Source organism: Rhodococcus sp. T7 (assembly GCF_009872365.1).
In the GTDB taxonomy this organism is placed as follows: domain Bacteria; phylum Actinomycetota; class Actinomycetes; order Mycobacteriales; family Mycobacteriaceae; genus Rhodococcus_F.
Genome location: NZ_WXYH01000022.1, coordinates 90294 through 115952, shown reverse-complemented (window position 1 = coordinate 115952; position 25659 = coordinate 90294). Strand labels below are relative to the sequence as shown.

General features: G+C 67.6%; 26 protein-coding genes and 1 tRNA gene. 12 read left to right on the top strand and 15 right to left on the bottom strand.

Annotated features, from left to right (window positions below; genetic code table 11):
* Positions 1–19 precede the first annotated feature (19 nt).
* The 4 genes from MLGJGCBP_RS03665 to MLGJGCBP_RS03650 all read right to left on the bottom strand — a co-directional run bounded on the left by MLGJGCBP_RS03665 (position 20) and on the right by MLGJGCBP_RS03650 (position 3355).
* On the bottom strand, positions 20–1651 hold the full coding sequence (locus MLGJGCBP_RS03665) for a BCCT family transporter (RefSeq protein ID WP_442972076.1): 1632 nt from the start codon (positions 1649–1651) through the stop codon (positions 20–22).
* A gap of 90 nt (positions 1652–1741) precedes the next feature.
* Positions 1742–2173: a DoxX family protein gene (locus MLGJGCBP_RS03660; RefSeq protein ID WP_087560006.1), complete on the bottom strand. Its 432-nt coding sequence runs from the start codon at positions 2171–2173 to the stop codon at positions 1742–1744.
* Between the two features lie 65 nt (positions 2174–2238).
* Entirely contained in the window at positions 2239–2613 is a 375-nt protein-coding gene (locus MLGJGCBP_RS03655) for a GntR family transcriptional regulator (protein WP_087560005.1), read from the bottom strand.
* A gap of 58 nt (positions 2614–2671) precedes the next feature.
* Positions 2672–3355 carry an SDR family oxidoreductase gene (locus MLGJGCBP_RS03650; protein WP_160094087.1) on the bottom strand — a complete coding sequence of 228 codons (684 nt, stop codon included), beginning with the start codon at positions 3353–3355 and terminating at the stop codon, positions 2672–2674.
* Between the two features lie 87 nt (positions 3356–3442).
* Here MLGJGCBP_RS03650 and arsC point away from each other — a divergent pair, with 87 nt between their 5' ends.
* Positions 3443–3799, top strand: coding sequence for an arsenate reductase (glutaredoxin) (gene arsC, locus MLGJGCBP_RS03645; RefSeq protein WP_160094086.1), 357 nt, complete (start codon positions 3443–3445; stop codon positions 3797–3799).
* 68 nt (positions 3800–3867) lie between these two features.
* Here the strand turns inward: arsC and arcA are convergent, their stop codons facing one another.
* Positions 3868–5085, bottom strand: a complete 1218-nt coding sequence (gene arcA / locus MLGJGCBP_RS03640) for an arginine deiminase (RefSeq protein ID WP_160094085.1) — start codon at positions 5083–5085, stop codon at positions 3868–3870.
* A 107-nt stretch (positions 5086–5192) separates the two neighbouring features.
* Between arcA and MLGJGCBP_RS03635 the strand changes: the two genes are divergently transcribed.
* Positions 5193–5714 (top strand): FABP family protein, encoded by a 522-nt coding sequence (locus MLGJGCBP_RS03635; RefSeq protein WP_160094084.1) that lies wholly within the window; start codon positions 5193–5195, stop codon positions 5712–5714.
* Between the two features lie 42 nt (positions 5715–5756).
* Positions 5757–6236 (top strand): redox-sensitive transcriptional activator SoxR, encoded by a 480-nt coding sequence (gene soxR, locus MLGJGCBP_RS03630; RefSeq protein WP_087560000.1) that lies wholly within the window; start codon positions 5757–5759, stop codon positions 6234–6236.
* A 3-nt stretch (positions 6237–6239) separates the two neighbouring features.
* Here the strand turns inward: soxR and MLGJGCBP_RS03625 are convergent, their stop codons facing one another.
* Positions 6240–6734, bottom strand: coding sequence for a DUF2505 domain-containing protein (locus MLGJGCBP_RS03625; RefSeq protein ID WP_087559999.1), 495 nt, complete (start codon positions 6732–6734; stop codon positions 6240–6242).
* A 191-nt stretch (positions 6735–6925) separates the two neighbouring features.
* On the opposite strand from MLGJGCBP_RS03625, the gene MLGJGCBP_RS03620 reads away from it, so the two are divergent.
* The 5 genes from MLGJGCBP_RS03620 (at position 6926) to MLGJGCBP_RS03600 (ending at position 13842) form a co-directional block, all read left to right on the top strand.
* Entirely contained in the window at positions 6926–8380 is a 1455-nt protein-coding gene (locus MLGJGCBP_RS03620; protein ID WP_160094083.1) for a wax ester/triacylglycerol synthase domain-containing protein, read from the top strand.
* A gap of 17 nt (positions 8381–8397) precedes the next feature.
* The gene (locus MLGJGCBP_RS03615) at positions 8398–10671 is read left to right on the top strand and encodes a glycerol-3-phosphate 1-O-acyltransferase (protein WP_160094082.1); all 2274 of its coding nucleotides are present in this window, start codon (positions 8398–8400) and stop codon (positions 10669–10671) included.
* Between the two features lie 8 nt (positions 10672–10679).
* A complete protein-coding gene (locus tag MLGJGCBP_RS03610; protein ID WP_087559996.1) occupies positions 10680–12119 on the top strand; it encodes an HAD-IB family hydrolase in 1440 nt (479 codons plus the stop codon).
* A 107-nt stretch (positions 12120–12226) separates the two neighbouring features.
* Positions 12227–12631, top strand: coding sequence for a YciI family protein (locus tag MLGJGCBP_RS03605; protein WP_160094081.1), 405 nt, complete (start codon positions 12227–12229; stop codon positions 12629–12631).
* Positions 12628–13842, top strand: a complete 1215-nt coding sequence (locus MLGJGCBP_RS03600; protein WP_160094080.1) for an RNA polymerase sigma factor — start codon at positions 12628–12630, stop codon at positions 13840–13842. Before MLGJGCBP_RS03605 ends, MLGJGCBP_RS03600 begins: the two co-directional genes overlap by 4 nt.
* 38 nt (positions 13843–13880) lie before the next feature.
* Here MLGJGCBP_RS03600 and MLGJGCBP_RS03595 read toward each other — a convergent pair whose 3' ends face one another.
* The gene (locus MLGJGCBP_RS03595; protein WP_160094079.1) at positions 13881–14183 is read right to left on the bottom strand and encodes a hypothetical protein; all 303 of its coding nucleotides are present in this window, start codon (positions 14181–14183) and stop codon (positions 13881–13883) included.
* Positions 14184–14434: 251 nt separating this feature from the next.
* On the opposite strand from MLGJGCBP_RS03595, the gene MLGJGCBP_RS03590 reads away from it, so the two are divergent.
* Together MLGJGCBP_RS03590 and MLGJGCBP_RS03585 are read left to right on the top strand one after the other, a co-directional pair.
* Positions 14435–14995: a hypothetical protein gene (locus tag MLGJGCBP_RS03590; RefSeq protein WP_236580903.1), complete on the top strand. Its 561-nt coding sequence runs from the start codon at positions 14435–14437 to the stop codon at positions 14993–14995.
* A gap of 50 nt (positions 14996–15045) precedes the next feature.
* Complete coding sequence (locus MLGJGCBP_RS03585; RefSeq protein ID WP_160094077.1) at positions 15046–17064, top strand: ABC transporter ATP-binding protein; 2019 nt, start codon at positions 15046–15048, stop codon at positions 17062–17064.
* Between the two features lie 3 nt (positions 17065–17067).
* Here the strand turns inward: MLGJGCBP_RS03585 and MLGJGCBP_RS03580 are convergent, their stop codons facing one another.
* Positions 17068–17907, bottom strand: coding sequence for an SDR family oxidoreductase (locus MLGJGCBP_RS03580; RefSeq protein WP_087559990.1), 840 nt, complete (start codon positions 17905–17907; stop codon positions 17068–17070).
* 140 nt (positions 17908–18047) lie between these two features.
* On the bottom strand, positions 18048–18191 hold the full coding sequence (locus MLGJGCBP_RS50315; RefSeq protein ID WP_005561362.1) for a hypothetical protein: 144 nt from the start codon (positions 18189–18191) through the stop codon (positions 18048–18050).
* A 643-nt stretch (positions 18192–18834) separates the two neighbouring features.
* Here MLGJGCBP_RS50315 and MLGJGCBP_RS03575 point away from each other — a divergent pair.
* Positions 18835–19251 carry a helix-turn-helix domain-containing protein gene (locus tag MLGJGCBP_RS03575; protein ID WP_087559989.1) on the top strand — a complete coding sequence of 139 codons (417 nt, stop codon included), beginning with the start codon at positions 18835–18837 and terminating at the stop codon, positions 19249–19251.
* 133 nt (positions 19252–19384) lie between these two features.
* Complete coding sequence (locus MLGJGCBP_RS03570) at positions 19385–20803, top strand: glucose-6-phosphate dehydrogenase (protein ID WP_160094076.1); 1419 nt, start codon at positions 19385–19387, stop codon at positions 20801–20803.
* Positions 20804–20825: 22 nt separating this feature from the next.
* Here MLGJGCBP_RS03570 and MLGJGCBP_RS03565 read toward each other — a convergent pair whose 3' ends face one another.
* The 6 genes from MLGJGCBP_RS03565 to MLGJGCBP_RS03540 all read right to left on the bottom strand — a co-directional run bounded on the left by MLGJGCBP_RS03565 (position 20826) and on the right by MLGJGCBP_RS03540 (position 25659).
* A complete protein-coding gene (locus tag MLGJGCBP_RS03565; protein ID WP_160094075.1) occupies positions 20826–21839 on the bottom strand; it encodes a hypothetical protein in 1014 nt (337 codons plus the stop codon).
* Positions 21839–22339, bottom strand: a complete 501-nt coding sequence (locus MLGJGCBP_RS03560; RefSeq protein WP_087559986.1) for an ImmA/IrrE family metallo-endopeptidase — start codon at positions 22337–22339, stop codon at positions 21839–21841. The genes MLGJGCBP_RS03565 and MLGJGCBP_RS03560 overlap by 1 nt, the downstream gene beginning before the upstream one ends.
* A gap of 2 nt (positions 22340–22341) precedes the next feature.
* Entirely contained in the window at positions 22342–22770 is a 429-nt protein-coding gene (locus MLGJGCBP_RS51385) for a hypothetical protein (RefSeq protein WP_236580902.1), read from the bottom strand.
* Positions 22771–23792: 1022 nt separating this feature from the next.
* Positions 23793–23865: transfer RNA gene (locus MLGJGCBP_RS03550), tRNA-Ala, on the bottom strand.
* Positions 23866–23962: 97 nt separating this feature from the next.
* Positions 23963–24703: a divisome protein SepX/GlpR gene (gene sepX / locus MLGJGCBP_RS03545; RefSeq protein WP_160094074.1), complete on the bottom strand. Its 741-nt coding sequence runs from the start codon at positions 24701–24703 to the stop codon at positions 23963–23965.
* 320 nt (positions 24704–25023) lie between these two features.
* The gene (locus tag MLGJGCBP_RS03540; protein WP_124389239.1) at positions 25024–25659 is read right to left on the bottom strand and encodes a GNAT family N-acetyltransferase; all 636 of its coding nucleotides are present in this window, start codon (positions 25657–25659) and stop codon (positions 25024–25026) included.

The window sequence follows — 25659 nt, the reverse complement described above, 5'->3', positions numbered from 1 at the left end:
CGGCTCGCAGACTGTTTCTCTAGCGGGACGAGATCCGGTCGCGACGACGCTTCGCCGCCACTCTCCGCATCTCCCTCCGCATTTCCCGGCCGTCGACGATCATCTGGTCCCGGGACAGATCCTTGTACAGCGAGAAGCACAACCCGATCATCACGATGACGAACGGCGCCGCAGCGATGATCGTCATCGTCTGCAGTCCATCGAGTGCGGTGTCGCCGCCGGTCCACAGGATCAGCGCGGCCACGCCACCGGTGAGCACACCCCAGAACACGACCACCCAGCGCTGCGGTTCCAGCGAACCGCGCTGCGACAGGGTGCCCATCACCATCGAGGCGGCGTCGGCTCCGGAGACGAAGAAGATCCCCACGAGGACCATCACCAGGACGGTCGTGATGCCGGTGAGCGGCAGGTGGTTGAGCATCCCGAACAGCTGCCCCTCCTGAGTGTCCTGCCCGGCGAGGTCGATTCCGTCACGCTGCTCGCTGATTCCCGCACCGCCGAAGATCGCGAACCACACGAGGCTCACTGCGCTCGGCACCACGATCACGCCGACCACGAACTGCCGGATGGTCCGGCCGCGGCTGATGCGGGCCAGGAACATGCCGACGAACGGGGTCCAGGAGATCCACCACGCCCAGTAGAAGATGGTCCACGAAGACAACCATTCGCCGGTCGCCGGATCGGACGACGCACCGGTGCGGGCCGACATCTGCGCGAGCTGCGCGGCGTAGGCGCCGATTGTCGTGGGCAGCAGGTTGAGGATCAGGACCGTCGGTCCGACGACGAACACGAACAGCGCCAGGACGACGGCGAGCACCATGTTGGTGTTGGAGAGCCACTGGATTCCCTTGGCGACACCCGACACGGCGGAGGCCACGAACGCGAGGGTCAGCAGGGCGACGATCGCGACCAGCAGGAACGTGCTGACCTCCGACATCCACCCGACGACCTGGAATCCGGAACCGATCTGCAGTGCGCCGAGACCCAGCGAAGCGGCGGTGCCGAACAGTGTCGCGAAGATCGCGAGGACGTCGATGAACTTGCCGATCGGCCCCTCGGCGCGGCGGCCGAGCAGCGGGATGAACGCGGAGCTGAACAGCTGCTTGCGACCCTTCCGGTACGAGCCGTACGCGATCGACAGTCCGACCACCGCGTACATCGCCCAGGGGTGCAGGCTCCAGTGGAACATGGTGGTGGCCATCGCAGTTCCGATGCCACCGCTGGAACCCGGAGGGGGTGTCACGTAGTGCGCGAGCGGTTCGGCGACACCGAAGAACATCAATCCGATGCCCATTCCGGCGCTGAACATCATCGCGATCCAGCTGACGGTCCGGAACTCGGGCTTCTCGCCGTCCTTGCCGAGCGGAATTTGCCCGAACTTGCTGAACGCGAGCCACAATGAGAAGAGGACGAACCCCGACGCCGACAGGACGAACAACCAGCCCATGTCGGTGACCAGCCAGTCGAGCGCCTTACCCGTCGTGGTGTCGAGATTGTCGGGGGCCACGAGCCCCCAGACGACGATTGCCGACACCGCGGCGGCAGCGGCCGAGAACACGACGTGATCGGTGCGAACACCGACCCGTTTGAGCCCTCCGCCGACGGCCGCGTCAGCGGTGTCGGAACCTTGATCAGGCAGATCAGTATTCATTGCCATGAACAACTACGTTGGTCATTTTCGATGGTAAAAGCAAGCTAGCCCACCGCTTCACACCGAATCGAGACCCAGCGGACGGTATCGTTACGCTGCGGTTTTGCCCCAACCCGAGCCTCTTCCGAGGAGCCCGTCGATGCCGAGGCGTCCGGCACCGATCACAGCCAGAAGCAGCGACCCGGCACCGAGTGCGACGACGAGTTCGTACCCGCCGTTCGCGACGAAGACACCCTTGTCCGCGTGCACCAGAATCAGCGCCCCGAGCATGTCGAAAAACAGCAGGATTCCGGCGATCGGTGTGGCGACGCCCACGATGAGAGCAAATCCACCCGCAAGTTCGACAGTGGCGGCCGCAACAGCCGAGATGTCGGGCCGCGGGACGCCCATGTCGGCGAACGACGCCTGGGTGGCCTTCACTCCGTAGTCGAAGAACTTCTGCCAGCCGTGCGCGACGAAGATCACGCCGAGCCCGATCCGGGCGATCAGTAGTGCGAAGTCACGGAAGAGCGCAGAAGCCATACCGAGCGTCTACCTTTCTGGGGTCACACCCTCTGGGGTCACACGTTCTGGATGCGGCGCCGTCCTCATTCGGCGCCGCGGAGAGCGGACTGCACGAAGCCGAGGATCTCCTCGTCGGACACCCCCAGCTTCCGCAGTTCGTGCACATATCCTGTTGCGGCCTTCTCGGCTCCGGCGCGGATCGGGTCACCGCCGCTCGCGATGAACGTGCCCTGCTTGCCCCGGGTTTCGATGACACCCTGCTCGCCGAGTTCCCGGTACGCCTTGGCGACCGTGTTCGGTGCGAGGCCGACCTCGACGGCGAGCGCGCGGACCGTGGGGATCTTCGTTCCCGCGATCAACTGCCCGCTGCGCACCTGCTCGATGATCTGCAATCGCAACTGGTCGAACGGGGCGGTCGACGAATCGGGGTCGATGTCGATGTCCACGGCCGGCGCCACCTCCGTTGTTCCACGCGTTGTATCAGACCGTAGTTGCGCGGTTGCGGCGCCGCAATGGTTACAGCGCTGCGACGGCGTCCTCGATCGGCGTCGGACCGGACGTCAGCATGAGCGTCTTCTTCGCCGTGTTCGGGTGATCCAGAAGCGCCGCGATCACTGCGGCGACGTCGGCGCGCGGGACGGTGCCGCGCTCGAGCGGCGGCGCAGTGAGCGTGACATGACCCGTCGGGTCGTCGTCGAGCAGACCGCCCGGGCGGAGAATCGTCCAGTCGAGGTGGGTCCGGGCGCGCAGGTCTTCCTCGGCGGCCGTCTTCGCGACGAGGTAGGCCGCGAACACCTCGTCGGTGCCCTCGGGGATCGGCTCCCCCGCCCCGAACGAGCTGATCTGGACGAATCGCCGCGTTCCCGCCTTCTCGGCGGCGTCCGCGAGGAGAACCGCGGCCCCGCGATCGACGGTGTCCTTGCGGGCGATACCGCTGCCCGGGCCTGCGCCTGCGGCGAACACCGCGGCGTCCGCACCGACGAGCGTCTTCGCGACGTCGTCCGCGCTCGCCGTCTCCAGATCGATCACCACCGGTTCGGCGCCGAGCGCCGCCACCTCGTGCTCGTGATCGGGGTTGCGGATCAGCGCGACCGCTCGGTCACCGCGCGCGGTGAGAATCTTGATGAGGTGACGGGCGATTTTCCCGTGTCCACCCGCAATGACGATGCGCCGCGGAGTCGCATCCCTGTGCTCGGCCATGATCGATCTCCCTCTTTCGTCGACTATTCACGAGTTGCTACCTCAGGTTCAGCGCTCCCTGCGGGCGCGTTTGTTCCCCGGTGCAGAATGTCGGGTATGGCGAACACCGCGACCATCTACCACAACCAGCGCTGCAGCACGTCCCGCACCGTCCTCGGATTGATCCGGGACGCGGGCATCGAGCCGACCGTCGTGAAGTACCTCGACACCCCGCCCTCGCGGGACGGATTGCGCAAACTTCTCGACGACGCCGGACTGAAGCCGAGCGAGGCGATCCGCAAGAAGGAGGCCGTCTTCAAGGAACTCGGGCTCGCCGAGGCGTCCGAGGACGAACTGCTGGAAGCGATGGTGGACAACCCCATCCTCATCGAGCGACCGATCGTCGTGACGGACAAGGGCACCGTCCTCGCCCGCCCGGCCGCGAAGGTCAGCGACATCCTTTAGGCGCTTCGCGCTCGTGCGCCTTTCTGGTTGTTCCAGCTACCAGAAAGGCGCACGGGTGGCGGAGCCGCCTACAGCGGGTCGCGGGCCACCGGGCAGGACATACAGCGGGGACCGCCGCGGCCCGAACCGAGTTCGGAACCGGCGATCCGCAATACCTCGATGCCCGACGCCTCGAGCCGGGCGTTGGTCTCGACGTTCCGTTCGTAGGCGACGACGACGCCGGGTGCGAGTGCGAGCGTGTTGTTTCCGTCGTCCCACTGTTCGCGTTCGGCGGTGACGTTGTCGAGTCCGGTGTCGATGACGCGCAGTTTGCCGATGCCCATGGCCTCGGCGGCGGCGCTCAGGAACGGGTCGGCGCCACGGATCGACACGCCCTTGTCCTCGCGGTGAATGGTGAACGCCGACAGCGTGTCCTGGATGATCGGGTACATCACGACGGCGTCGTGGTCGACCATCGTGCACACGGTGTCGAGGTGCATCGACGCCCGGGCCTGCGCGATGGGCACCACCAGCACGGTGTGCGCCAGTTCGTCCTCGAAGACGCTGCGCGCCAACGCCTCGGCGCCGGCCGGTGTGGTGCGCTCCCCCACTCCGACGGCGACGACGCCGGGTGCCAGGAGCAGGACGTCGCCGCCTTCGACGGGGGCCGTGTGGGATTCGTAGGCGCGCCGGGCGCCCCGGAAACGCGGGTGGTGGGCGTAGATGATGTCGGTGAGGGACGTTTCGCGGACGCGGGCGGGCAGTGCCAGCGAGGTGATCGCGACGCGCGGTCCGATCCAGAACGACGAGTCCCGGGTGAACAGCAGGTTGGGCAGCGGGTCGATGACGAAGTCGCCGCCGTGGTGCATGCGCCGGACCAGCGACGCCGTGTTCGCGGCGACGGGCAGTTCGTCGAACGTCATGCCCGCGGTGAGGATGGTGGAGAGTTCGGGGGCCGGGACGCCGCGGAGGTGTGCGGCGAGTTCCTGCGCCAACGTGTGGCCCAGTTTGCGGGGGTCGACGGCCGCGCCGATGCCCTGGATGCGGGCGGCTCCGCTGGCGCCGAGTGTCTCGCTGAGCAGGTCGGACAGCAGCAGGACCTCGACGCCGCGGCTGCGCAGGAGGTCCGCGAACGCGTCGTGCTCCTCCTGTGCGCGGTCGACCCAGGGCAGTCCGTCGAACAGCAGTTGGTCGTTGTTGCGGGGCGTCAGCCGCTTCAGTTCGTCCCCGGGCCGGTGCAGGAGGACGGCACGCAGCTGCCCGACTTCGGAGTTGGCCCCCAGCGGTGCAGAACCCGACGCGTTCATGTCTAGACGGTAATGCCGGCGGGCCCGGCAGGCACGCTCAAACGCTCCGCCGCCGACCGTGTCCCTCGGCCCCGCAGGCGAGTACCGTGAAGCGGCGGAGGTATCTCATGGACGAGAACTCGACTCTCTCGCCGGCGCACACGGATGCGACGGCGAGTTCGTCTGCGCCGGTTCCGTCCGTGCCGCCCGCCCTGGCGCCGTTCGCCGGTGTGTGGCGCGGGGAGGGCGAGGGTGCGTACCCGACGATCGACGACTTCGCGTACACGGAGGAGATCGAATTCGCTCCCAGCGGTAAACCGTTCCTGGCGTACCGGTCTCGGACGCGGGAGGCGGGCACCGGGCGGCCGTTGCACTCGGAGTCCGGGTATCTGCGGCTCGTCGCCGAGGACGAGGCGGAACTGCTCGTCGCCCAGCCGACCGGGTTCACCGAGATCCACCGCGGTCAGATCCGGGAGGGGATCATCGAGTTGTCGATGGTGGCGCTGAGTGCGTCCCCGGACGCCAAACCGGTGCACAGCATCCGGCGACAGTTGTCGGTGCGCGGCGGCGACCTCACGTACGACCTGTGGATGGCGCACGACCTGACTCCGCTCACGCACCACCTCCACGGTCATCTCCGCCGCGACTGACCTCGAGTATTGTTCAGGTAACCCGGTGAAAGGTTGCCTGTCGTGGAGATGCCCGAATGGAGAGCGAAGGAACTGACGCCGGGGCAGCTGTCGGAGCGCAGTGGCGTCGCGGTGTCGGCGTTGCATTTCTACGAGCGCGAGGGGCTGATCACCAGTAGGCGGACGTCCGGCAATCAGCGTCGCTATCGCCGGGACACGCTGCGGCGGGTCGCGTTCATCCGCATCGCCCAGCGGGTCGGGATTCCGCTGGCCGAGATCCGGGACGCCCTCGCGACCCTCCCCGAGGGCCGCACCCCGAACCGGAAGGACTGGGAGAAGCTGTCGACGCGGTGGCACGCCGATCTGGATCAGCGGATCGAGCAGTTGATCCGGCTCCGCGACAACCTGACCGGCTGTATCGGCTGCGGGTGCCTGTCGCTGGGCAGTTGCGCGATCGTCAACAGCCACGACCGGCTGGGGACGGCAGGGCCGGGTGCCCGCACGCTGGACGTCGAACTGGACGGCCCCGCGCCGGAGGCGTGAGCGTCAGCTGTCGCCGAGCCACTTCTCGATCGCGTCGCGGTCCTGCCCGATCATGTCGCCGATCAGCTTCCTGACGAGCGATTCGATCTGTCCCCCGACGAGCGGGATCTTGACCTGCACCGTTCCGGAGACGTCGAGGACCGTGACGTCGCCCGACGCGCGGAGCACCGACGTGCAGTCGATCTTCACGGGGATCCCGGTGGAACTGCCGCTGATCCGGCCGTCGGCACGGTCGCCGTCGAGTGCGCCCCATTCGTCGGCCCGCTCGACCTTCAGTTCACCGGAGACGACCTTGCGCACCAGCCCGGGGAGGGAGGACGCGCCGATGGTGTCGCGCATCGTCGCCGTCAGCGTGCCGGGGCCGCGGCTGTCGTCGAGGGTGAGCTTCTCCGGCGCCTCCTCGAACCGGTGCTGCCAGAACGCCCGGTCCGTCACCGTCGCGTGCACGCGGTCGATCGGGTACGCGACCTGTTCGGAGTAGTCGAAGCTTTTCGCCATGACGGCAGCCTACGACAACTCCGTGAGTGGCGAAGGAGTCCAGGGACTCGTCAGCCACGCACGGGCGCGGAGCGCCTCAGGCGGAAAGTCCGCCGCGCAATCCGCCGGAACCAGGGACGCGATCTGCGGGGCGGGTCCACACTGGAAAAGCAGCAGCTGAGGGCAACTCGAGTAACCGAATGAGGGTGGGCATGGCCGACGGCGAACCTCTGATACCACCGAGTGCCGTCGACGTGGATTTCTCCGACGTCGCCTGGGGAGCGGACCGCACGATGTCCGACTTCGAGACCGGGATGTGGCGGATGGAGGAGGTGCAGCCGAAGCTGCGCTCACCGATCGTCGCGGTCGACGTCCTCGACAAGCCGCCGGACTGGGAGCGGCTCGTGCGTGCCCACGAATGGGCGTCGCACATGGTGCCGCGCATCCGGATGCGGGTGGTGGAGCCGACGCTGCGGCTGGGCAACCCGATGTGGTCGGTCGACCCCGAGTTCGATCTCGACTATCACCTGTCGCGGGTGCGGTTGCCGGAGCCTGCGACGTTCGACCATGCGCTGCGGATGTGCAGGCACATGGCGACGGAGCCGTTCGACCGCGCCCGGCCGCCGTGGAGCGCGATGCTCATCGAGGGACTCGACGACGGCCGCGCCGTCTACGTGGTGAAGACGCACCACAGCATCACGGACGGTCTCGGCGGCATCCAGTTGATGACGCTGCTGCACAGCAGGCGCCCCGAACCGTCGCCGGACAAACCGGATCGGCCTGCGCCGTTGCCGGAGCGGATGTCGGGCGGCGGCGCCCTGTTCGAGCAGGCGCTCGACAATGTGCGCAGCGTCCCCGGCCGTCTCGGCGGCCTGATCCGCGGTGCGGTGCGGACGGCGATGACGGTCGTCGGCGACCCGGTGGGCAGTGTCACGGAGGTCGCCGGTTACGCGAACTCGATCCGCCGGGTGGTGACCCCGCCCCCGACCACGGGGTCGGACCTGCTGCGCGACCGGGGGCTCGGACGCTGGTTCGGCGTGCTCGAGGTGAGTGTCGACGAACTGCGTTCCGCCGCCCACGTCGCAGGCGGTTCGTTGAACGACGCGTACGTGGCAGCGCTGCTGGGCGGGTTCCGCCGCTATCACGAGTCGTTCGGCCACGACCTCGAGACGATCCCGGTGGGGATGCCGGTGAGTATGCGTTCGGCGTCGGACCCGACCGGGGGCAACCGGTTCGCGGCGGCCCGGTTCGCCGGACCGGTCGGTGAGCGCGACCCGATCGCGCGAATCAAGAAGGTACGCACGATCATTCTCGGGTTGCGCCAGGAACCGGCGCTCGGGCTGCTCGATTCCGCCGCCCCGATCCTGGTCCGGATCCCGACGGTGGTGCTGGCCAACTGGTACCTCTCGCAGTCGACGGGCCTCGATCTGCAGGCCAGCAACGTCGCAGGTGTGCCCGTGCCCGTGTATCTCGCGGGTGCCCGGATCGAGCGGATGTTCCCGTTCGGCCCGGCCCCCGGCTGCGCGGTCATGGCAACTCTGGTCTCCCACGTCGGCACGTGCTGCATCGGTGTCAATCTCGACACCGCCGCCGTGACCGAACCGGCGCGGTTCATGTCGTGCCTGCAGGAGAGTCTCGACGAGATCGTCGAACTCGGCCGCGGGTGAAAGGAAAGGCTGGCGCGATGGACGAGCAGACGACACGGCCACGGGTCTATCTCATCGAGACGATGAGCGAGATGGAGGACGACGTTCTCCGCACGTGGCTGGAGCGGCAGGCGAACGACTCCGGTCAGCCACCGCCCACCGTCCGCGTCACCGATCAGGCCCTCGCCGATCTGGCACGCCGGAAGGACGATCCGCTGCTCACCCCGCTCCGGGTGGTGTGGCTGCCGAAGGAGACCCATCCGGACGGCGCGCAGCGATTCCGGGAGACGCTGTCGCTGCGCGATCCGCTGCACCCCGGCCAGAACATGCAACGCCGGGTGATGCGCGACGACCCGGCCCGATGCCAGGTTCTGGAGGGCGACCCGGCCCCGCTCAGCGACCTCGAACGCCGGCTCGCCGAGAACGGCGGCGGGTCGCTCCCGGATTTCATCCGCCGCCAGGCGGCGCTGACCCTCGAACGGGCCGAGCGCACCGTGCTGGGCACGCAGTACAAGGTGTCGAGGTTCGTCGTCGACGAGATCACCGACGCCAGCCGGTACCACGACGGCACGCACGAACTGTCCGCCCAGTTGAATCTTCCCGTCGCCGAGGTGGATCGCCGGGCCCGCGGCGCACTGGACGAGATGGTCGCCGCCCAGAGCCGGCGGGCCATCGCACTGTGGGATCAGTTGGGCCGCTACTTCTCCCGCGCGTACCGCCTCGACGTCGACACCACCCGGCTCGACGACCTGCGGGAGCTGAACAAGGAACATTCCCTGGTGTTCCTGCCCAGCCACCGCTCGTACCTCGACCCGCTGGTGCTGCGGCCTGCCCTGCTCGCGAACGACCTTCCGCTCAACCACGTGATGGGCGGGCTGAACATCAACTTCTGGCCGATCGGGCCGATCGGCAAGCGCAGCGGCACCGTGTTCATCCGCCGCAAGATCGAGGGCGACGAGATCTACAAGTGGACGCTCCGCGAGTACATGCGCTACCTGCTCACGAAACGGTTCAACCTCGAGTGGTACATCGAGGGCGGTCGCAGCCGCACCGGGAAACTGCGGCCACCGCGGTTCGGCCTGCTCAACTACCTCGCGAAAGCGTTCCAGGACAGCGGGATGTCCGACGTGTACCTCGTGCCGGTGTCGCTGACCTACGACCAGCTGTACGAGGTCGGGGCGATGGCGGCGGAGGCGCACGGCCAGGCGAAGAGCAAGGAGAGTCTGCGCTGGCTCTTCGGATATGTTCGGGCGCAGGGTCAACGGCACGGGGTCGCGCACGTCAACGTCGGCAGGCCGATGTCGCTGGCGGACTACCTCGGCCAGGAGGACGACCTGCGGCTGGCGGTGCAGAAGACGGCGTTCGAGGTGTGCCACCGCATCAACGAGGTCACCCCCGTCACGGCGTCCTCACTCGTCATGCTCGCGTTCCTCGGCATCGAGGACCGGGCGCTCACCGTCGCCGAGGTCGGCGGCATCCTCGGACCGCTCGTCGACTACATCACGGCGCGCTCGCTGCCGACCGCGGGCGACGTGGATCTGACGGATCCGCAGGTGATCCGCAAGGCCGTGCGCACCCATCTCGACTCCGGGGTCCTGAAGAGTTTCGACCAGGGCAGCGAGCGGGTGTTCTACCTCGGCCGCGACCAGCATCTCGTGGCAGCGTTCTACCGCAACAACACCATTCACTTCCTGGTGATGCGGGCGATCGCGGAGATGGTGCTGCGCGCCGCCGTCGATCAGCAGTTCACCGACCCGCTCGAGGACGGATGGAATGCGGCGCTCCGCATCCGCGACCTCCTCAAGTTCGAATTCTTCTTCAGCGAGAAGGACAGCTTCCGGAAGGAACTGCGCGCCGAACTGGACCTGATAGACCCGGCGTGGCAATCGAACCTGGGTGACCCCCAGCATGCGGCGAACCTGTTGTCCGGGATGCGCATTCACCTGGCGCACCGGGTTCTGCAGCCGTTCCTGGAGGCGTACGCGGTGGTCGCGGCTCAGCTGCTACGCACCCCTGTGGACCGGAAGTTTGACGAGAAGGCATTCATGACGGCGTGCCTCGCGCTCGCCGAGCAGCGACGGCTCCGGCAGCAGATCGGGAGCAGCGAGTCGATTTCGGCCGAACTCTTCACGACCGCGCTCAAACTGGCACGGAACCGGGGACTCGTCGAACCGAACGCCGAGAACATGGCGGCCCGGCGGGTCGAGTTCGAGGCCGAACTCCAGACCTTGATCGGCCAGGTGCTCCGCATCCGGGCCATCGCGCACGAGAATCTCGACCACGCACGAGAATCTCGACCAGATGGGTGGTAGGTGAGTAGATGAGCGATCTCCGCAGTCTCCACGACGACATCGCGGCCGCCGTTCCGGGCCCGGCCACCCTCGCGGCGTTCGACCTGGACGGCACGTTGATCAGCGGGTACTCCGCGAGCGTCGTCTACCGGGACCGCCTGCGGCGCTTCGACATCAGCGTGGCCGAGCTTCTCCGGACCACGAACGCCGCGGTGGAGACCCGCTTCCGGGGCGCCGACGTCGGCAACCTGATGCGCATCGGCGTGGAGAGCCTGGCCGGGCGCATGGAGGACGAGATGCAGGAGTGGGGGCAGCGGCTGTTCCGGCAGGAGATCGCGAGGATGATCTTTTCCGAGGTCCGCGGCCTGCTCGCCGCGCACCGGCACGCCGGTCACCGGGTGGTGATGGCAACGTCCGCCACCCCGTATCAGGCGCTGTCGGTGGCCGCGGACCTCGACATCGACGCCGAGGACGTGCTGTGCACCCGGCCCGCGATCCTGGACGGGATGCTCACCGGAAAGCTCGAATCGGCACCACTGTGGGGACCGGCCAAGGCCGAGGCACTGCGCGAGTACGCCGACAAGCACGACGCCGATCTCGGTGACAGCTTCGCGTACTCCAACGGCGCCGAGGATGTTCCGATGCTGAAGTCGGTGGGACATCCCGTGGCACTGAACCCCGACCGCAAGCTCGCGGCCACTGCGCGGCAGAACGGGTGGCCGTCGGTGCATCTGCGCCCCCCCGAGAGCGGCGCCGACCCGATGTCCATCGCCCGCACCACCACCGCGATCGGCGCGCTGATGGGCGCCGCGGCGTTCGGCGTCTCCGCGGGCCTGCTCACCCAGAACCGGCAGACCGGCGCCAACCTTGTCGGCAGCTTCGGACCGGACCTCGCGCTCGCGATCTGCGGCATCAACGTACGCATCAAGGGCAGGGAGAACGCGTGGTCGGCCAGGCCCGCGGTCTTCATGTTCAACCACCAGAGTTCCCTCGACATGCTGGTGATCGGCAGCGTCATCCGGCGCGACGTCACCGGCGTCGCGAAGAAGGAGGCCGCGCGCGACCCCCGGTTCATCCCCGTGGGCGCCCTCCTCGACGTCGCCTACATCGACCGGTCAGACAGCACCAAGGCACGGGCGGCCCTCCGCCCGGCCGTGGACAAACTGCAGTCCGGCATCTCCATCGCGATCGCCCCCGAGGGCACCCGCTCACCGACCCCGCGCCTCGGCAAGTTCAAGAAGGGCGGATTCCACCTGGCCATGCAGGCGGGGGTGCCCATCGTGCCGATCGTCATCCACAACGCCGGCGAACGGATGTGGCGGAACTCGCTCGTCGCGCACCCCGGCACCGTCGACGTCGACGTCCTCGCGCCCGTGCCGACCGACGATTGGGACCTCGCGGATCTCGACCGGCACGTCGACGAGGTGCGCACGCTGTTCGAGGACTGCCTGCACGCCGGGCACCGCTGAAAAATTCTTCGAAGAATGTTCTCGAAGGATGTCGAGAACGCCGGTTGGGCTCCGTCCTGTACGTGAAAGCGCCAGAATGGGCGCACCACACGACGAGGAGCAAGACGATGCCGAAGTTCATGTTGCTGCAGCACTACCAGGCCGGCGCGGGATGCGACGTGCCCATGACGGAGTGGACGCCGGAGGAGATGCAGACGCACATCCGGTTCCAGCAGGACCTCAACGCGGAGCTGGTCGCGAACGGCGAACTCGTCGACGCGCAGGGGCTCGCCGGGCCGGACGTCGCGAAGCGTGTCACGTTCGACGGCAAGGGTGCTCCGGTGGTGACCGACGGACCGTTTCCCGAATCGAAGGAACTGCTTGCCGGGTACCGCATGATCGACGTCGAATCCGAGGCGCGGGCGCTGGAGATCGCCGCGCGGACGTCGGCGGCCCCGGGCCCGGGTGGGGCGCCGATCCAGCAGCCGATCGACGTCCGGCAGGTGATGGGCGCACCCGACGTCGATCTGTGAAGACCGACTACGCAACCTTGGACCTGCTGCGCGAACTGGCGCCGCAGGTCCTCGGTGCGCTCGTGCGGCGGTCCGGCGATTTCGAGGCTTCCGAGGACGCGGTGCAGGAAGCGTTGCTTGCCGCGGCCCAGCACTGGCCGCGGGAGGGGCTACCGGACAATCCGCGGGGTTGGCTGATCCAGACCGCCACCCGCAAGGTGACCGATCAGATCCGCAGCGAGATCGCCCGCCGCGCGCGGGAGGAGGCGGTTGCCCGGCAGGTGCGTGCCACGGACGTGCCGGATCGGGACGACACCCTGCTCCTGCTGTTCCTGTGCTGCCATCCTGCTCTCACGCCGGCCTCGGCCATCGCGTTGACGCTGCGCGCGGTCGGGGGTCTCACCACCGCCGAGATCGCCAATGCGTTCCTGGTTCCGGAAGCGACGATGGCACAACGGATCAGTCGCGGAAAGCAACGCATCACGTCGTCCGGGATACCACTGCGCCGGCCGACGGGTGACGAGTGGACGGAACGCCTGCGGTCCGTGCTGCATGTGCTCTATCTGATCTTCAACGAGGGGTACGCCAGTAGCATCGGCGATCATCTGCACCGCACCGAACTGTCCGCCGAAGCGATCCGGCTCACGCGGGCGGTACACGCGATGCTGCCGGAAGACGGTGAAGTGGGCGGGCTGCTGGCGCTGATGCTGCTGACCGATGCCCGTCGCCCCGCCCGCACGGGTCCGCACGGCGAGCTGATCCCGCTGGCGGAGCAGGATCGCACGCTGTGGGACCGGGAGCTGATCGACGAGGGCCAGCAGGTGGTGATGGATGCCGTCGCCCACGGCTCGGTTGGGGCCTACCAACTGCAGGCCGGAATCGCGGCGGTGCACGACGACGCGGATCGGGTCGAGGACACCGACTGGGCGCAGATCCTCGCGCTGTACGGTCTACTCGAGCGCATGTCGGACAATCCGATGGTGACGCTGAACCGCGCGGTGGCCGCGGCGATGGTGCACGGACCGGCCACGGGACTGACGATGCTGGGGCCCCTCGACGAGACCCTGGCCGGGCACTATCGGCTCGACGCCGTCCGCGCCCACCTGTTCGAGATGGCCGGCGACACCGAAACGGCCGTCGCGCACTACCGATCCGCAGCGAACCGCACCACCAGCGTGCCGGAGCAGCAGTACCTCGCGGCGCAAGTGGCCAGGCTCAGCGCTGAACGCTGAACCGGGCTCTGCGGCGACCTCACCTCAGGTAGCGAAGATCAGGTTCCCGCCTTCACACTGCCGGTGAAGAAGAACGGTGCCGTGGTGCCGAAACAGAACACGGTCACGTTGGACCCTCTAGTGAAACCTCCGACCGTGCCGACGCCCGCCTTGAGACCGAAATTCGAATCCAGCGCGAAGCAGTTCCAGCTTTCCTTATCCGGCACTTTGATGCTGATCTCGCCTGCGCCTCCTGCGCTGAGGATGGGTGCGGCCGTCGCCGTGCCCGCTCCGGCGCCGACGAGCATCACCGGAGCGATGACGGCCGAAGCGATTGCGGTGCGGAGTGCGATCTTGTTCATTGTGCTCACCTTCGATTCACAGAGTCCCCGACCTTCAATTTCGGAGAGTCCCGACCTACTACGCATATCGCTCCGACCCCCACGAAAAGTTTCACAACCCGCGTAGTCGACTACGCGCGACGGGTCGCAGGCCGTGCGGGAGAGTCGACGTACACCGGTGGAGCGTCGATGGGAGCGGGACGATGAGCGAGACAAAGAGTGCCGAACCTGGCGACCGAATGGCTGTGCGACGCCACGAGTTTCGACTCAGTATGCTCGTCGCCACGATGGCCGTCGTCGGCACCCTGATCGGTTCCGTGTCCGCAGGGGCGTTCACACTTCTGAACACGTCGAATCAGGTGGAGGCGACGGTGAACCAGTCCTCGAACGAGTTCCTGCGAACGCAGCGGCAGCAGATCTATTCGGAGTTCCTCACCGCGGCCAACGAGGTGTGCACCACCGCGAGTTCCGTGTCGGTGGCATTCGACCACTTCGACGGCCCCGTCCTCTCGGGCGTGACGCTCGAAATCCTCGGGCCGCTACCGCGGCAGAATATCGTGCTCGGCTCGAAGTTCGCGGCGGTGGAGTTGATCGGATCCGAGGCGGTAGTGGAATCGGCACGGCGAATGGTGGTCGAGTATCTGGCCGGCGCCGAGACGATCGGCTGGCTGAGCACCGACTTCGCGGCAGATGACGTCGTGTCAGCGGACGCCCTGTCCACCCGCCAGCAACAGTTCGCCGACCACTTCCAGTCCGGGAAGGGCGCCCAAGAAGACTTCCTCGCCGCAGTGCGAGGCGAACTCGGCATCCCGGGGCACGGTGACCGGCCGTAACCGGACCGAATCGACTCGCCAGGGCTCCGCTCGGTGGGCACGATGGGGAGATGTCCGCGACCGGTCCCGTATCCACACAGCAGGCGCCCGAGCCTTCGCTACTCCCCCGCATCTGGGCGCTCCTCCGCCCCTACCGCGGATGGCTGGCGCTCGTCGCGGCCGCGATCGTCGTCTCCGCGCTCCTCGGCATCGTGAATCCCTTCCTCACGAAGGCCGTATTCGACCGCGCACTGTTCCCCACCGACGGCAGCGGCGTGCATCTGACGCTGCTGCTGTGGCTGGTGGTGGCCATGATCGTGGTGACGCTGGCGGGTTCGGTGATCGGCGTCGGCCAGAGTTACCTCACCACCAAGGTCGGCAACCTGTCGATGGCGGATCTCCGGGAACGCCTGTTCGCCCATCTCGAGAAGATGGAACTGGCGTTCTTCACCTCCACCAAGACGGGTTCCATCCAGTCGCGTCTGGCCAACGACGTCGGAGGGGTGCGGTCCGTCCTCACGTCCACGGCGTCGAGCATCCTCTCGAACGTCGTCACCGTCACGGCGTCCCTCGTCGCAATGCTGCTGCTGTCGTGGCAGCTGACGCTGCTCGCGGTCGCGTTGCTCCCAGGTTTCGTCTACCTGCAGCGGCGGGTCGGCGCCCGGCGGCGGGTCCTGGCGCGCAAGACGCAGGAGTCGTTGTCGGACATGACCGCGATCACCGAGGAAGCGCTGAGCGTGTCGGGTGTGCTGCTGACGAAGGTGTTCAACCAGGCCGACACCGAACTCGACCGGTATCGGACCGAGAACGCCCGGCAGACGGAACTTCAGGTGCGCCAAGCCATGACGGGGCAGGGCTTCTTCGCCGTCGTGAGCTCGTTCATGGCGATCACTCCGGCCCTCGTCTACCTGCTGGCGGGGTATCTCGTCAGCGGCGGGTCCGCGGCGCTCTCGGCGGGAACACTCGTCGCGTTCTCGACGCTGCAGGCCAGGTTGCTGCAACCGCTGGTCTCGCTGATGCGGGTCACGCTCGACGTCCAGACGTCGATGGCGTTGTTCCGCCGCATCTTCGAGTACCTCGACCTGCAACCCGCGATCGTGAACCGGCCGGACGCCGTCGAGTTGCCCGCGGACTCCCCCGGGCGGGTGGAACTGGACGACGTGTACTTCGCGTATCCCGCGCCCGTCCGCCTGGCCACCGCGGATCCCGACCCGGTGGCTCTGCGCAGCCTGGGCCGCGGAGGTGGGGGCGGCGGCGTGCGCGGCGTCGCGACCGTCGCGTCTCGGTTCCCGGCCGCGGCGGCGCCCGAAACCGCACCGGCGGAACGTCGCAGCAGGCGCTGGGCGGTCGCGGGCACGTCGCTGGAGATCGAACCCGGTCAGCTCGCCGCGTTCGTCGGACCGTCCGGGGCAGGCAAGACCACGCTCTGCTACCTCGTGCCGCGCCTGTACGAGGTGGACAGGGGCGCCGTCCTCGTCGACGGCCACGACGTGCGCGATCTGACGATGAGTTCACTCGCCGACGCGGTCGGAATGGTCACCCAGGACCCGTACTTGTTCCACGCGTCGATCGCCGACAATCTTCGGTACGCCAAACCGGACGCGACGGATACCGAATTGGAGGCGGCCGCCGCAGCCGCCAACATCCACGACCGCATCCTCGGATTCGACGACGGCTACGACACCCTGGTCGGGGAACGAGGATTCCGCCTGTCCGGCGGCGAGAAGCAACGCCTGGCCATCGCCCGGGTGCTGCTGAAGAATCCTCGCGTACTGATCCTCGACGAGGCGACGTCCGCGCTCGACACGGTCTCCGAGCGACTCGTCCAACGCGCCCTCGGCGAGGTGATGCGCGGACGCACCACCCTCGCGATCGCCCACCGGCTGTCCACGATTCAGCACGCCGACGTGATCTTCGTGATCGACGAGGGCACGTTGATCGAACGCGGCACGCACACCGAACTCCTTGCGCGGCAAGGGTTGTACGCGCGCCTCCACGCCGAGCAGTTCGGCGCCGGGCAGGTCGAGTGCCGGTGCACCGACGGCGTCCGATTCACCGACGGCACCGTGCTCCGCGCCGGTGAGGCGTAGCCCCTACAGGAACTTGCTGAACTGGTCGTTCGCCCGCTGCATCACGAAGTCGTACGGCGGCGAGAACTTGCGGGCCCACCAGTAGCCGAACCGGATGTCCGGCGACGTGTACACCAGGTACCGGTCCTTCTTGATGCCGGCGATGATGCAGGAAGCAACTTTTTCGGGCGTGACGGCCCGCTTCTCGAAACGGTGGATCGCCTTTCGGATGCGTGGATCGTCGCGGTCGACGCCCGCGATCTCGACGGTGCCCACCAGCGGCGTCTTGACGGCGCCGGGAACCACGAGGCTCACGCCGATGCCGTGCCGTTTGAGATCGAACCGCAGGACCTCGGAGACTCCGCGGAGCCCGAATTTGCTTGCGCTGTACGCCGCATGCCACGGAAGTGCCAGGAGCCCGGCGGCGGAAGAGACGTTGACCAGATGTCCGCCGCGCCCCGCCCGCACCATCGGGGGCACGAAACTCTCGATGATGTGGATCGGACCCATCAGATTGACGTCCACCATGGACTTCCAGTGACGGTGTTCGAGATTCTCGACCGTCCCCCACGCGGAGATGCCGGCGACATTCATCACGACGTCGAGGCTGCCGAACTGTTCGTGGACGTCGGCGGCGAATGCGGCAACCGCGTCGTAGTCGGACACATCGAGCGCACGCGAGAAACTGACGGTGCCCCCACCGCTGCCGACCTGCTCGACCGTCTGCGCCAGGCCGACTTCGTTGATGTCGGTGAGGAACAGTTCGGCGCCTTCCGCCGCGGCAGCCAGGGCGGTTGCCTGCCCGATTCCGCTACCTGCACCCGTGATCAGGCACTTCTTGCCGTCCAGCGTCTTGATCGCCATAGCCGTGTGCGCCCCCGTCGTCACCGATCCGTGTCGGCTGGAAGTCTACGCACGCAATCTGATTGCGCGCACGCAACCGCGGCGGCGCATTTGCCCGGAAGAGACGCGAACCGGCCCTCGGCGGGCCGGTTCGTGACGGTTCACAACCGCTGGGTCATTTCTTCCTGATAAGTACGAATCGTCCTCTCGATCCCATTGGCATCGTCGTCGTTTCCTCGGTGCCGGGCGTCGTCGGCGCGCTCGCGCAGAACTCGAATCGCCTTCCGAAGCTCGGCGTCACTCATTCTGTGTTCCATATCACAATCATCCCTGACGGCTTCAGTTTTGACCAGACTCGGAGGTCTGCGGCGGCCGCTAGAACCCCACCTGAGCTGGACTATCGTCCAGCTTGCCGGGGCGGGGCGGCGGTCCTTCGCGGCGGCCGAGAGCCGGATCGACGGCGCGCGGCCCGCCGCCCGTGCAGACGGCACCGGTTCACAGTAGTGTTCACCGAGCCCCGCGGGCCGCGAGCGACCTCTGGTCGTTGCGATGCGCAACGCAACACTGTGGTCCTGAACAGGGGCGATGGGCACTCCCGCCTCGCGGCGCACACCCCTGCGATGGTGCCAGCAAACTCTCAGTGATTGAAACGGCAACCATGCAGCCACGCCCTCGACCGCGGACGCCGACGCGAGCACATCTCGGCCCGGGCCGAGTCCGCCCTTGAACTTTCAACGGTAGAACGGGCGTGACGAGCACAGAGAGTCCCCAAAAAGCCGACGATCCCCGAGCGAGCGGCGCGCGGTGATTGAAACATATATGAGATAAGCCCCGCTCGAGCGAACGGCGTTTTGCCTCTATGTCCGTGAGTTATCAATCGGTTATCATCGTGGTACGGTGTCGTTCACACGACTGACGCGCGCACGAGAGAGGACCCGGCGGCTCACAATGGCAGATTTTGCTGCGCGGTTGAACAAGCTTTTCGACACGGTCCACCCTCCGGGACGTAAACCGCATACCAACGCCGAGGTCGCGGCGGCGCTGATCGAGGACGGGCATCAGATCTCGAAGCCCTACATCTCCCAGCTCCGATCGGGCCAACGCACCAATCCCTCGGACGAGACGGTCGCGGCATTCGCCCGCTTCTTCAAGGTGAAGCCCGACTACTTCTTCAACGACATCTACGCCGCGAAGATCGACCACGATCTCGAGCTTCTCTCGCAACTCCAGGGATACGGACTCCGCAAGCTCTCGAGCCGCGCGTTCGACCTCTCCGAAGAGTCGCAGAATCTGCTCACGACGATGGCCGAGAAACTCCGCGCCAGCGAGGGGTTACCGGAGGTTCCGCCGGACGCGTCCCGCTGACGACGAGAGCCGTTGGGCGGCAACGAGTTCGCGGAGAATCGCTTCGGAGATCTACGTAGGACTCACGGGTGCGGGCCCGACGACACCGCCGGATTGCCCTGCCCGGCGTGGCTCCGTGGCGCATGATGGAGCAATGGTTGACAGACCGCAGCTCGGTCCCACGATCTTCGTCCTCTTCGGTGCCACCGGAGACCTGTCCAAACGCATGGTCCTCCCAGCGTTCTTCCAGCTCGCCCTGTCGGGGCTCCTGAACTCCGAGTGGATGCTGATCGGCACCGGGCGCGGCAACGTCTCCGACGATCAGTTCCGCGACCACGTGCACGACGTCGTGAACCAGTTCGGAGTGCCGCACGACGACGCCGACTGGGAACCGTTCGCCCGGCGGCTGAGATTCGCCGGCGGCGGTTTCACCCCCGACAATCCGGGAACACTCCCCGCGGCCGTGCAGCAGGCGCGGCAGGACCTCGGTGCGGCCGACGCGCAGTTGGTGCACTACCTGGCGCTGCCGCCGAGCACGTTCGCCGAGACCACCCGTGCGCTCGGCGCTCACGATCTGGCCCGCGGCGCACGCGTCGTGTACGAGAAGCCGTTCGGTACTTCCCAGGAGGCGTTCACCGAACTCGACGAAGCCGTGCACCACGTCCTCGACGAGAAGCAGATCTATCGGATCGACCACTTCCTCGGCAAGGAGAGCACCCAGAACCTGCACATCCTGCGCTTCGCCAACGGGATGATCGAGGGTGTCTGGAACCGGGAACACGTCGAGCAGATTCAGATCGACGTGCCCGAGACACTCGACATCGACGACCGCGCCCGGTTCTACGACGCCACCGGCGCCGTCCTGGACATGCTGGTGACGCATCTGTTCCAGGTCGCCGCCGAGATCGCGATGGAACCGCCCGAGACGTTGGGCGCCGACGATCTCCAATCCGCACGGGAATCCGTGATCGGGGCGTTCCGGCCCCTGGACACGGCCGACGTGGTGCTCGGCCAGTACGAGGGGTACCGCGACGTCGACGGTGTCGCGGACGATTCCACGACGGAGACGTTCGTCGCCGCCCGGTTGTGGGTCGACACGGACCGCTGGCGCGGAGTGCCGTTCCTCCTCCGCACCGGAAAGATGCTGGGCGTCAGCAAGCAACGGGTGAGCCTGGTCTTCCGCAGTCCGCAGGGCCCGCTCACCGACATTCCGCCGGACGGCGCCGTCCTGACGTTCGATCTGAAGGGCGACGGCGAGATCGACATCTCCATGGTCGTCAAGGAGCCCGGACCCGAGGACAGCCTGTCGGTGGGCCACCTGGGGCTGCCCCTCGACACGGTGCCGCTCGGCCACGCCCTCGCACCCTATTCGCGACTCATCCTCGACGTCCTGCACGGCGACCGGTCGCTGTTCACGCGCCCCGACGGCCTGGCCCACGTCTGGACCGTCGCCGACGCGCTCCTGCGTGACCCGCCCCCGGCCAAGCCGTACCCCGCGGGATCCATGGGACCGCCCGAGGCCGAGGACCTCGCCGCGCCGTGCGGGTGGCTGGTCACCGGTTCGCCGGACTGACCGGCCTCACGGGCCGCTCCGGCTAGTCCGCAGCCGAAACCGCGGTGTCCGCCTGCGCGAGAGCCGGGGACGACGAGCCGAACTCGGTGTACGCGTCCGCGAGTTCGAGGACCCATCGGCGCGGCGACATGCCCTGGGGCGGTGCGATCCATTCGGTGTCGAGAACGTCCGAGACGACCGGGTCGTGGATCCAGCGCGCGAGAATCTCGGCGCGCTCGGCCGTCGATTCCGGAAGTTGCTGTTCGTCCGTGTCGAGCATGCCCGCACCCGCCTGCAGGTACAGCGCGTCCATGACATGGGCGACGGCGTCCGAGGCGCGCAGAACGGTGGTGCTGCCCTTGCCGTCGCCCTCGACCACTTCGGGGAACCGGGTGACGAGCACCGAATGCAGAGTGTCCATGCGGCGCAGGTCCTGCCGTGCGCGCAGCCAGGTTTCGACGAGCACCCACACCGTGCCGACCGACACGATCACGGCCGCGACGGTGTACGCAGGCGAGGAGCCGACGATCCACGTCTGCCCCGACAGTTCACGCACCAGTCCCACGACGGCTGCCGCGAGGACCGTCGCGGATCCGACGACGATCAGCGAGATTCCCCGGCCGAGCGGGGTCCACGCGACGTGCCGGCCGCCGGTCACGACCACCGCGGTCAGCGCGATCACGATGAACACGAGCGCGGGGACGGGAATTCCACCGGCAAGCCCGATTCCGAGCACGAGGGCGATGGTGTAGACGATCACGGCCACCGCCCGCAGCGCCGGACGTGGGAGTATCGGCCACACGGAGACCGCGCCGACCGCGCTCGCGGCGGCGAACAGCGTCCATGCCAGTTCGAGGACGATCTCCGACAGGCCGGCCGTCGGGGCCAGGGTGTCGAGGCGACCGGCGACGTCCGGAACGGCGAGGGTCGACGCGATTGCCGCGCTGGACACGGCCACCACCATCGCCACCCGCAGTGGCGTCGGCTGACGCGCGGCGACCCGGCCGATCCGGGCACCCGCCGCCGTCCATACGACCAGCGCAATCAGCCAGCCCATCAGCCGATCGCCTCGTCGTATCGGAGCACGGACACGGGAGTACCGCGCCCCTGCATCGTCTTCAAACGGATGAGCAGCATCGACGCGAACGTCTCGGCCTCCCACTCGGCCACCTCGTCGGACGGCTGTTCGTCTCCCCGCCGCCGCGACCGCTGGCTGAGCATGTAGGCGATCAGATCGTCGCCGGCTTCGAGAGTCGCGGCCACGATCTCTGCGCCTTCGTGCCGAAACACGATGTGACCCAACTCGTGCGCGAGCGTGCGGTCGAGGTCCGGCAGGCCCGGCGCCAGCACGATGACGTCCCGGTCCGGGTACGCACGCCGCTGGCCGCAGACCCCGGGTGCCATCGGCTTCGTGAAATCGAGTTCGATGGAACGCTGCCGTTCACGGGCCACCGCGTCCACCACGTGCCGGAGCGTCACTGCCTCGGCTCTGGCCGCCGCGTCACACACCGCGTCCACGGCCGCCGCCACCCGACGATGAGATCTGTTCGCCCCCACGACTACACCCCTCCATTCGAAGCGGGCGGGAAGAATTCCGCCCGAGCGGCCGCGATGCGCGCCTGCTGTGCGCGCCCACCCCTGAAGGTCAGCGCTCCCGCTTCGCCGGCGCAGCACAGCAGCACGCCGACCCCACCGAGAACGGTGATCGCGGGCAACGGCTCACTGTGGACCACGGGAACCATTCCCGGCGGTGCGGCAGCGGGATCGCCCTGGGCAGGCGCCTGCGCGCCGGGCGATCGAGCGTCGCTGCCGGCGGTCTCCCCCGCTGGCCGGTCCTGGGGCGCCGAATCCGTGGAACCGCTCGCACCTGCCACGGCGGCGCCGGGAGCGGACCCTCCTGCCGGCGCTCCCCCGGACGCCGGGGGCGCGGCCGGGCTCTCCGCGCCCGGGGCGGCAGCAGCGTCGGAACCTACGTCTCCGGAACCCACGTCACCGGAGTCGTCGCCTCCGGACGTGTCCGGGCGCACAACCTTCGGTTCGGCCGGGGGCGGCAACTCGATCGGGTTGGGCGGAGCGACGACGACACGGGACGTCGAAGGAGTCGACGTCCCGGTAGGTTCAGCGGACTCGGTTGGTCCCGTGGTCCCGGACGGCTCCTGGGTCCCAGATGGCTCGGCCGTCTCGCTGGGCTCGGCCGTCTCGCTGGGCTCGGCCGTCTCGCTGGGTTCGGCCGTCTCGCTGGGTTCCTGTGTCCCGCTGGGCTCTCCGCCACCGCATCTGCTCCGGCTCTCGCACGGTGGGTCTGGATCTCGAGGTTTGCCACCGCCGGGAGACCCGGTGGAACCGTCTTCGCAGCGGCCGCCGTCGCATTCGTGGTACTGGGGGCCGGCGACGGCGTCGGACGGGAACGCCGAAACAGTGATCCAGGCGAGCCCAGACAGGAAGGCCGAGCCAGCCCGGCCACGGTCAGCCTTCGAAAGACGCGACGCGCGCTCACAATGCACCCCCCTCGTATTCACGACACGACACCACGTTCACGGCGACATCGCCGCTGTCATGGTAACGAGCGGATCGAGCGGAGGTGCTGGTGGTGCCGGTGTCGGGGAACCGGCACCACCAGCGATGCCCGAGCCAGGTGGGACTCGAGCAGCTTCGGTGAACCCCTACGGGCTCGGCGTTGCCGCCTGGAGGTGCTGATCGGTCAGGGTCGTCGCGGCGTCGGTTGGCCGACGGGAGTTCACAGAGCGTTTACCAGCAACATCGTCGCGGTGATGGTCGCAACCACCGTCGCCGGCTCGAGAAACTGCGAGATCTTGCGCATTGCCTGCATGTATTTCCACCCCGTGCGATCGACCCCTTGATGACCTACGGACAGTACACAGCATTCAGTTACCTTTTGGCAAATTTGAAGCGGAATGCCAGGTACCTCGAACCCCCGACGACGGCACTCACCTGGGCCGGAACGCAGAAGAGGCACTCTCTCCGGATGGAGTGAGTGCCTCTTCTGCGGTGGAGCTGAGGGGAATCGAACCCCTGACCTCTTCGATGCGAACGAAGCGCGCTACCAACTGCGCCACAGCCCCGCGCGGATCCTGCGATCCGCTCGGCAAACTCTAGCAGGCAACCCGCGGAGGGAGCGAATCGCCTGCACCGACGTGGCTTTCGGCCCGGATCCGAGGGCTACTCACCGGCGGCCCGGCGCATCGTCGCCTGCTGCATCGGCTCGTCGTCGAAGTGGTCGAGGTGATCGAATTCAGGGTCCTCGTCGTCCACCTCGAGGACGACGGCGCCCGGACGCCGCAGCCGTGCGGGGATGAGCCGGAGTTCGTCGTCGCTCCGGGATTCGACACCCAGCCGCGAGCGATTGAGACGCGCGGTCCGCCGCCGACGGATCTCCTGCTCGATCTGGACCTGCCGGCGCAGGTACGCCATGTAGGCGACGAGACCGGCCACGCCGGCCGCGAACGCCCACCACATCAGCGGAGAGATGATCAGGCCGAGCGCCGCCGACATGATCGTCGCGAACACCAGCCCGAGAAGCGATCGCTGCCGAAACCCGTAGCGGGCCTCGCGCGCGATCGCGTCGGCCTCGGGATCGAAGCCGCCACGTCCCCGGCGCACCGGCACGTACTCGCCGACCGGGGCCCGCTCACCGTCGAAATCGTCTTCCTCTGCGTGAGTGTCCACAAGGTCCTCCGCGTCGTAGCCGTAGTGGTCCGGTTCCGGTTGCCAGTACGGGTCGCTGCGGTGCCCTGCCGCGGGTCCACGCTGCACGGGACGTTCGTCGCCGCGGTGCAGCACGCGCGTCGCGAGTGCTGCGTCACTGGTTTGCCGAATTCGGGGGCGGTTGTTCACCAGCATCGGGACCAGGACGAAGAGCCACACGACGACGAGCCCGATCCAGAGAAACGAGTTCGGCATTCGGCGACCTCCTCCCAATCGTCTACCAGCATGGATACCGCTGTTGACCCATCCAGGCTAACCGCATGAACACGCACATCTTCGCAGACGCGCCGATCTCACCATACTCAGGTGCCACATGCGTAACGCGAAAATGTGGTGCTCGACATGCCTCGCACAGGCGAAGGAAACGATCGGGCAAAGACTCACCGAAAGCGGAGTCCCGCTCGGCGAGCTTTGATACCGTGAAATAACTGCCGCGTAGCTGGACGTTTGTCCATGTCCGATTCGGCGGACAAATCCGGGTGGATTCACCGGTCACGCCCAGACGGCGCCGGCGGTCACGCCCAGGTGGCTTTGCCACTCCGCACGAGCGAATCCGCGACGGTGCCGGGCACGTCCTCCACGGTCATGCCGACCAGAATGTGGTCGCGCCACTGCCCGTCGACGTCCAGATAACGCGCGAGCAGACCTTCCTCACGGAAACCGACATTGCGGAGCACAGCCTGGCTCGCCAGGTTCTCCGGACGCACGGTGGCCTCCACGCGGTGCAGACCCACGGGGCCGAAGGCGTGATCGAGCCCGAGCGCGAGCGCGCCGGTGGCGACGCCGAGCCCGTTGACGTCGCTGGCCACCCAGTATCCGATCCACGCGGAGCGCAGCGCACCCCGCACCACGTTGCCGATCGTGATCTGGCCGCAGAAATTGCCATCGAGTTCGATGGCCATCGGCAGCATGCGGCCCTTCCGCGCCTCCGAACGCAGACTGCTGCACAGTCCGGGCCATCCCGAAATATGATGGCGCGCTTCCCAGGGCGCCTCCCCCGTCGGCTCCCACGGTTCGAGGTGCGCGCGGTCACGGGTGCGCAGACGGCTCCACGCGGAGGCGTCACGCAACCTGATGGCGCGCACCGTGACGACGCCACCCTTCACCCGCAGGGGCCCGAGATGCGGAGGCCAACCGGGATGCTGTGTCAT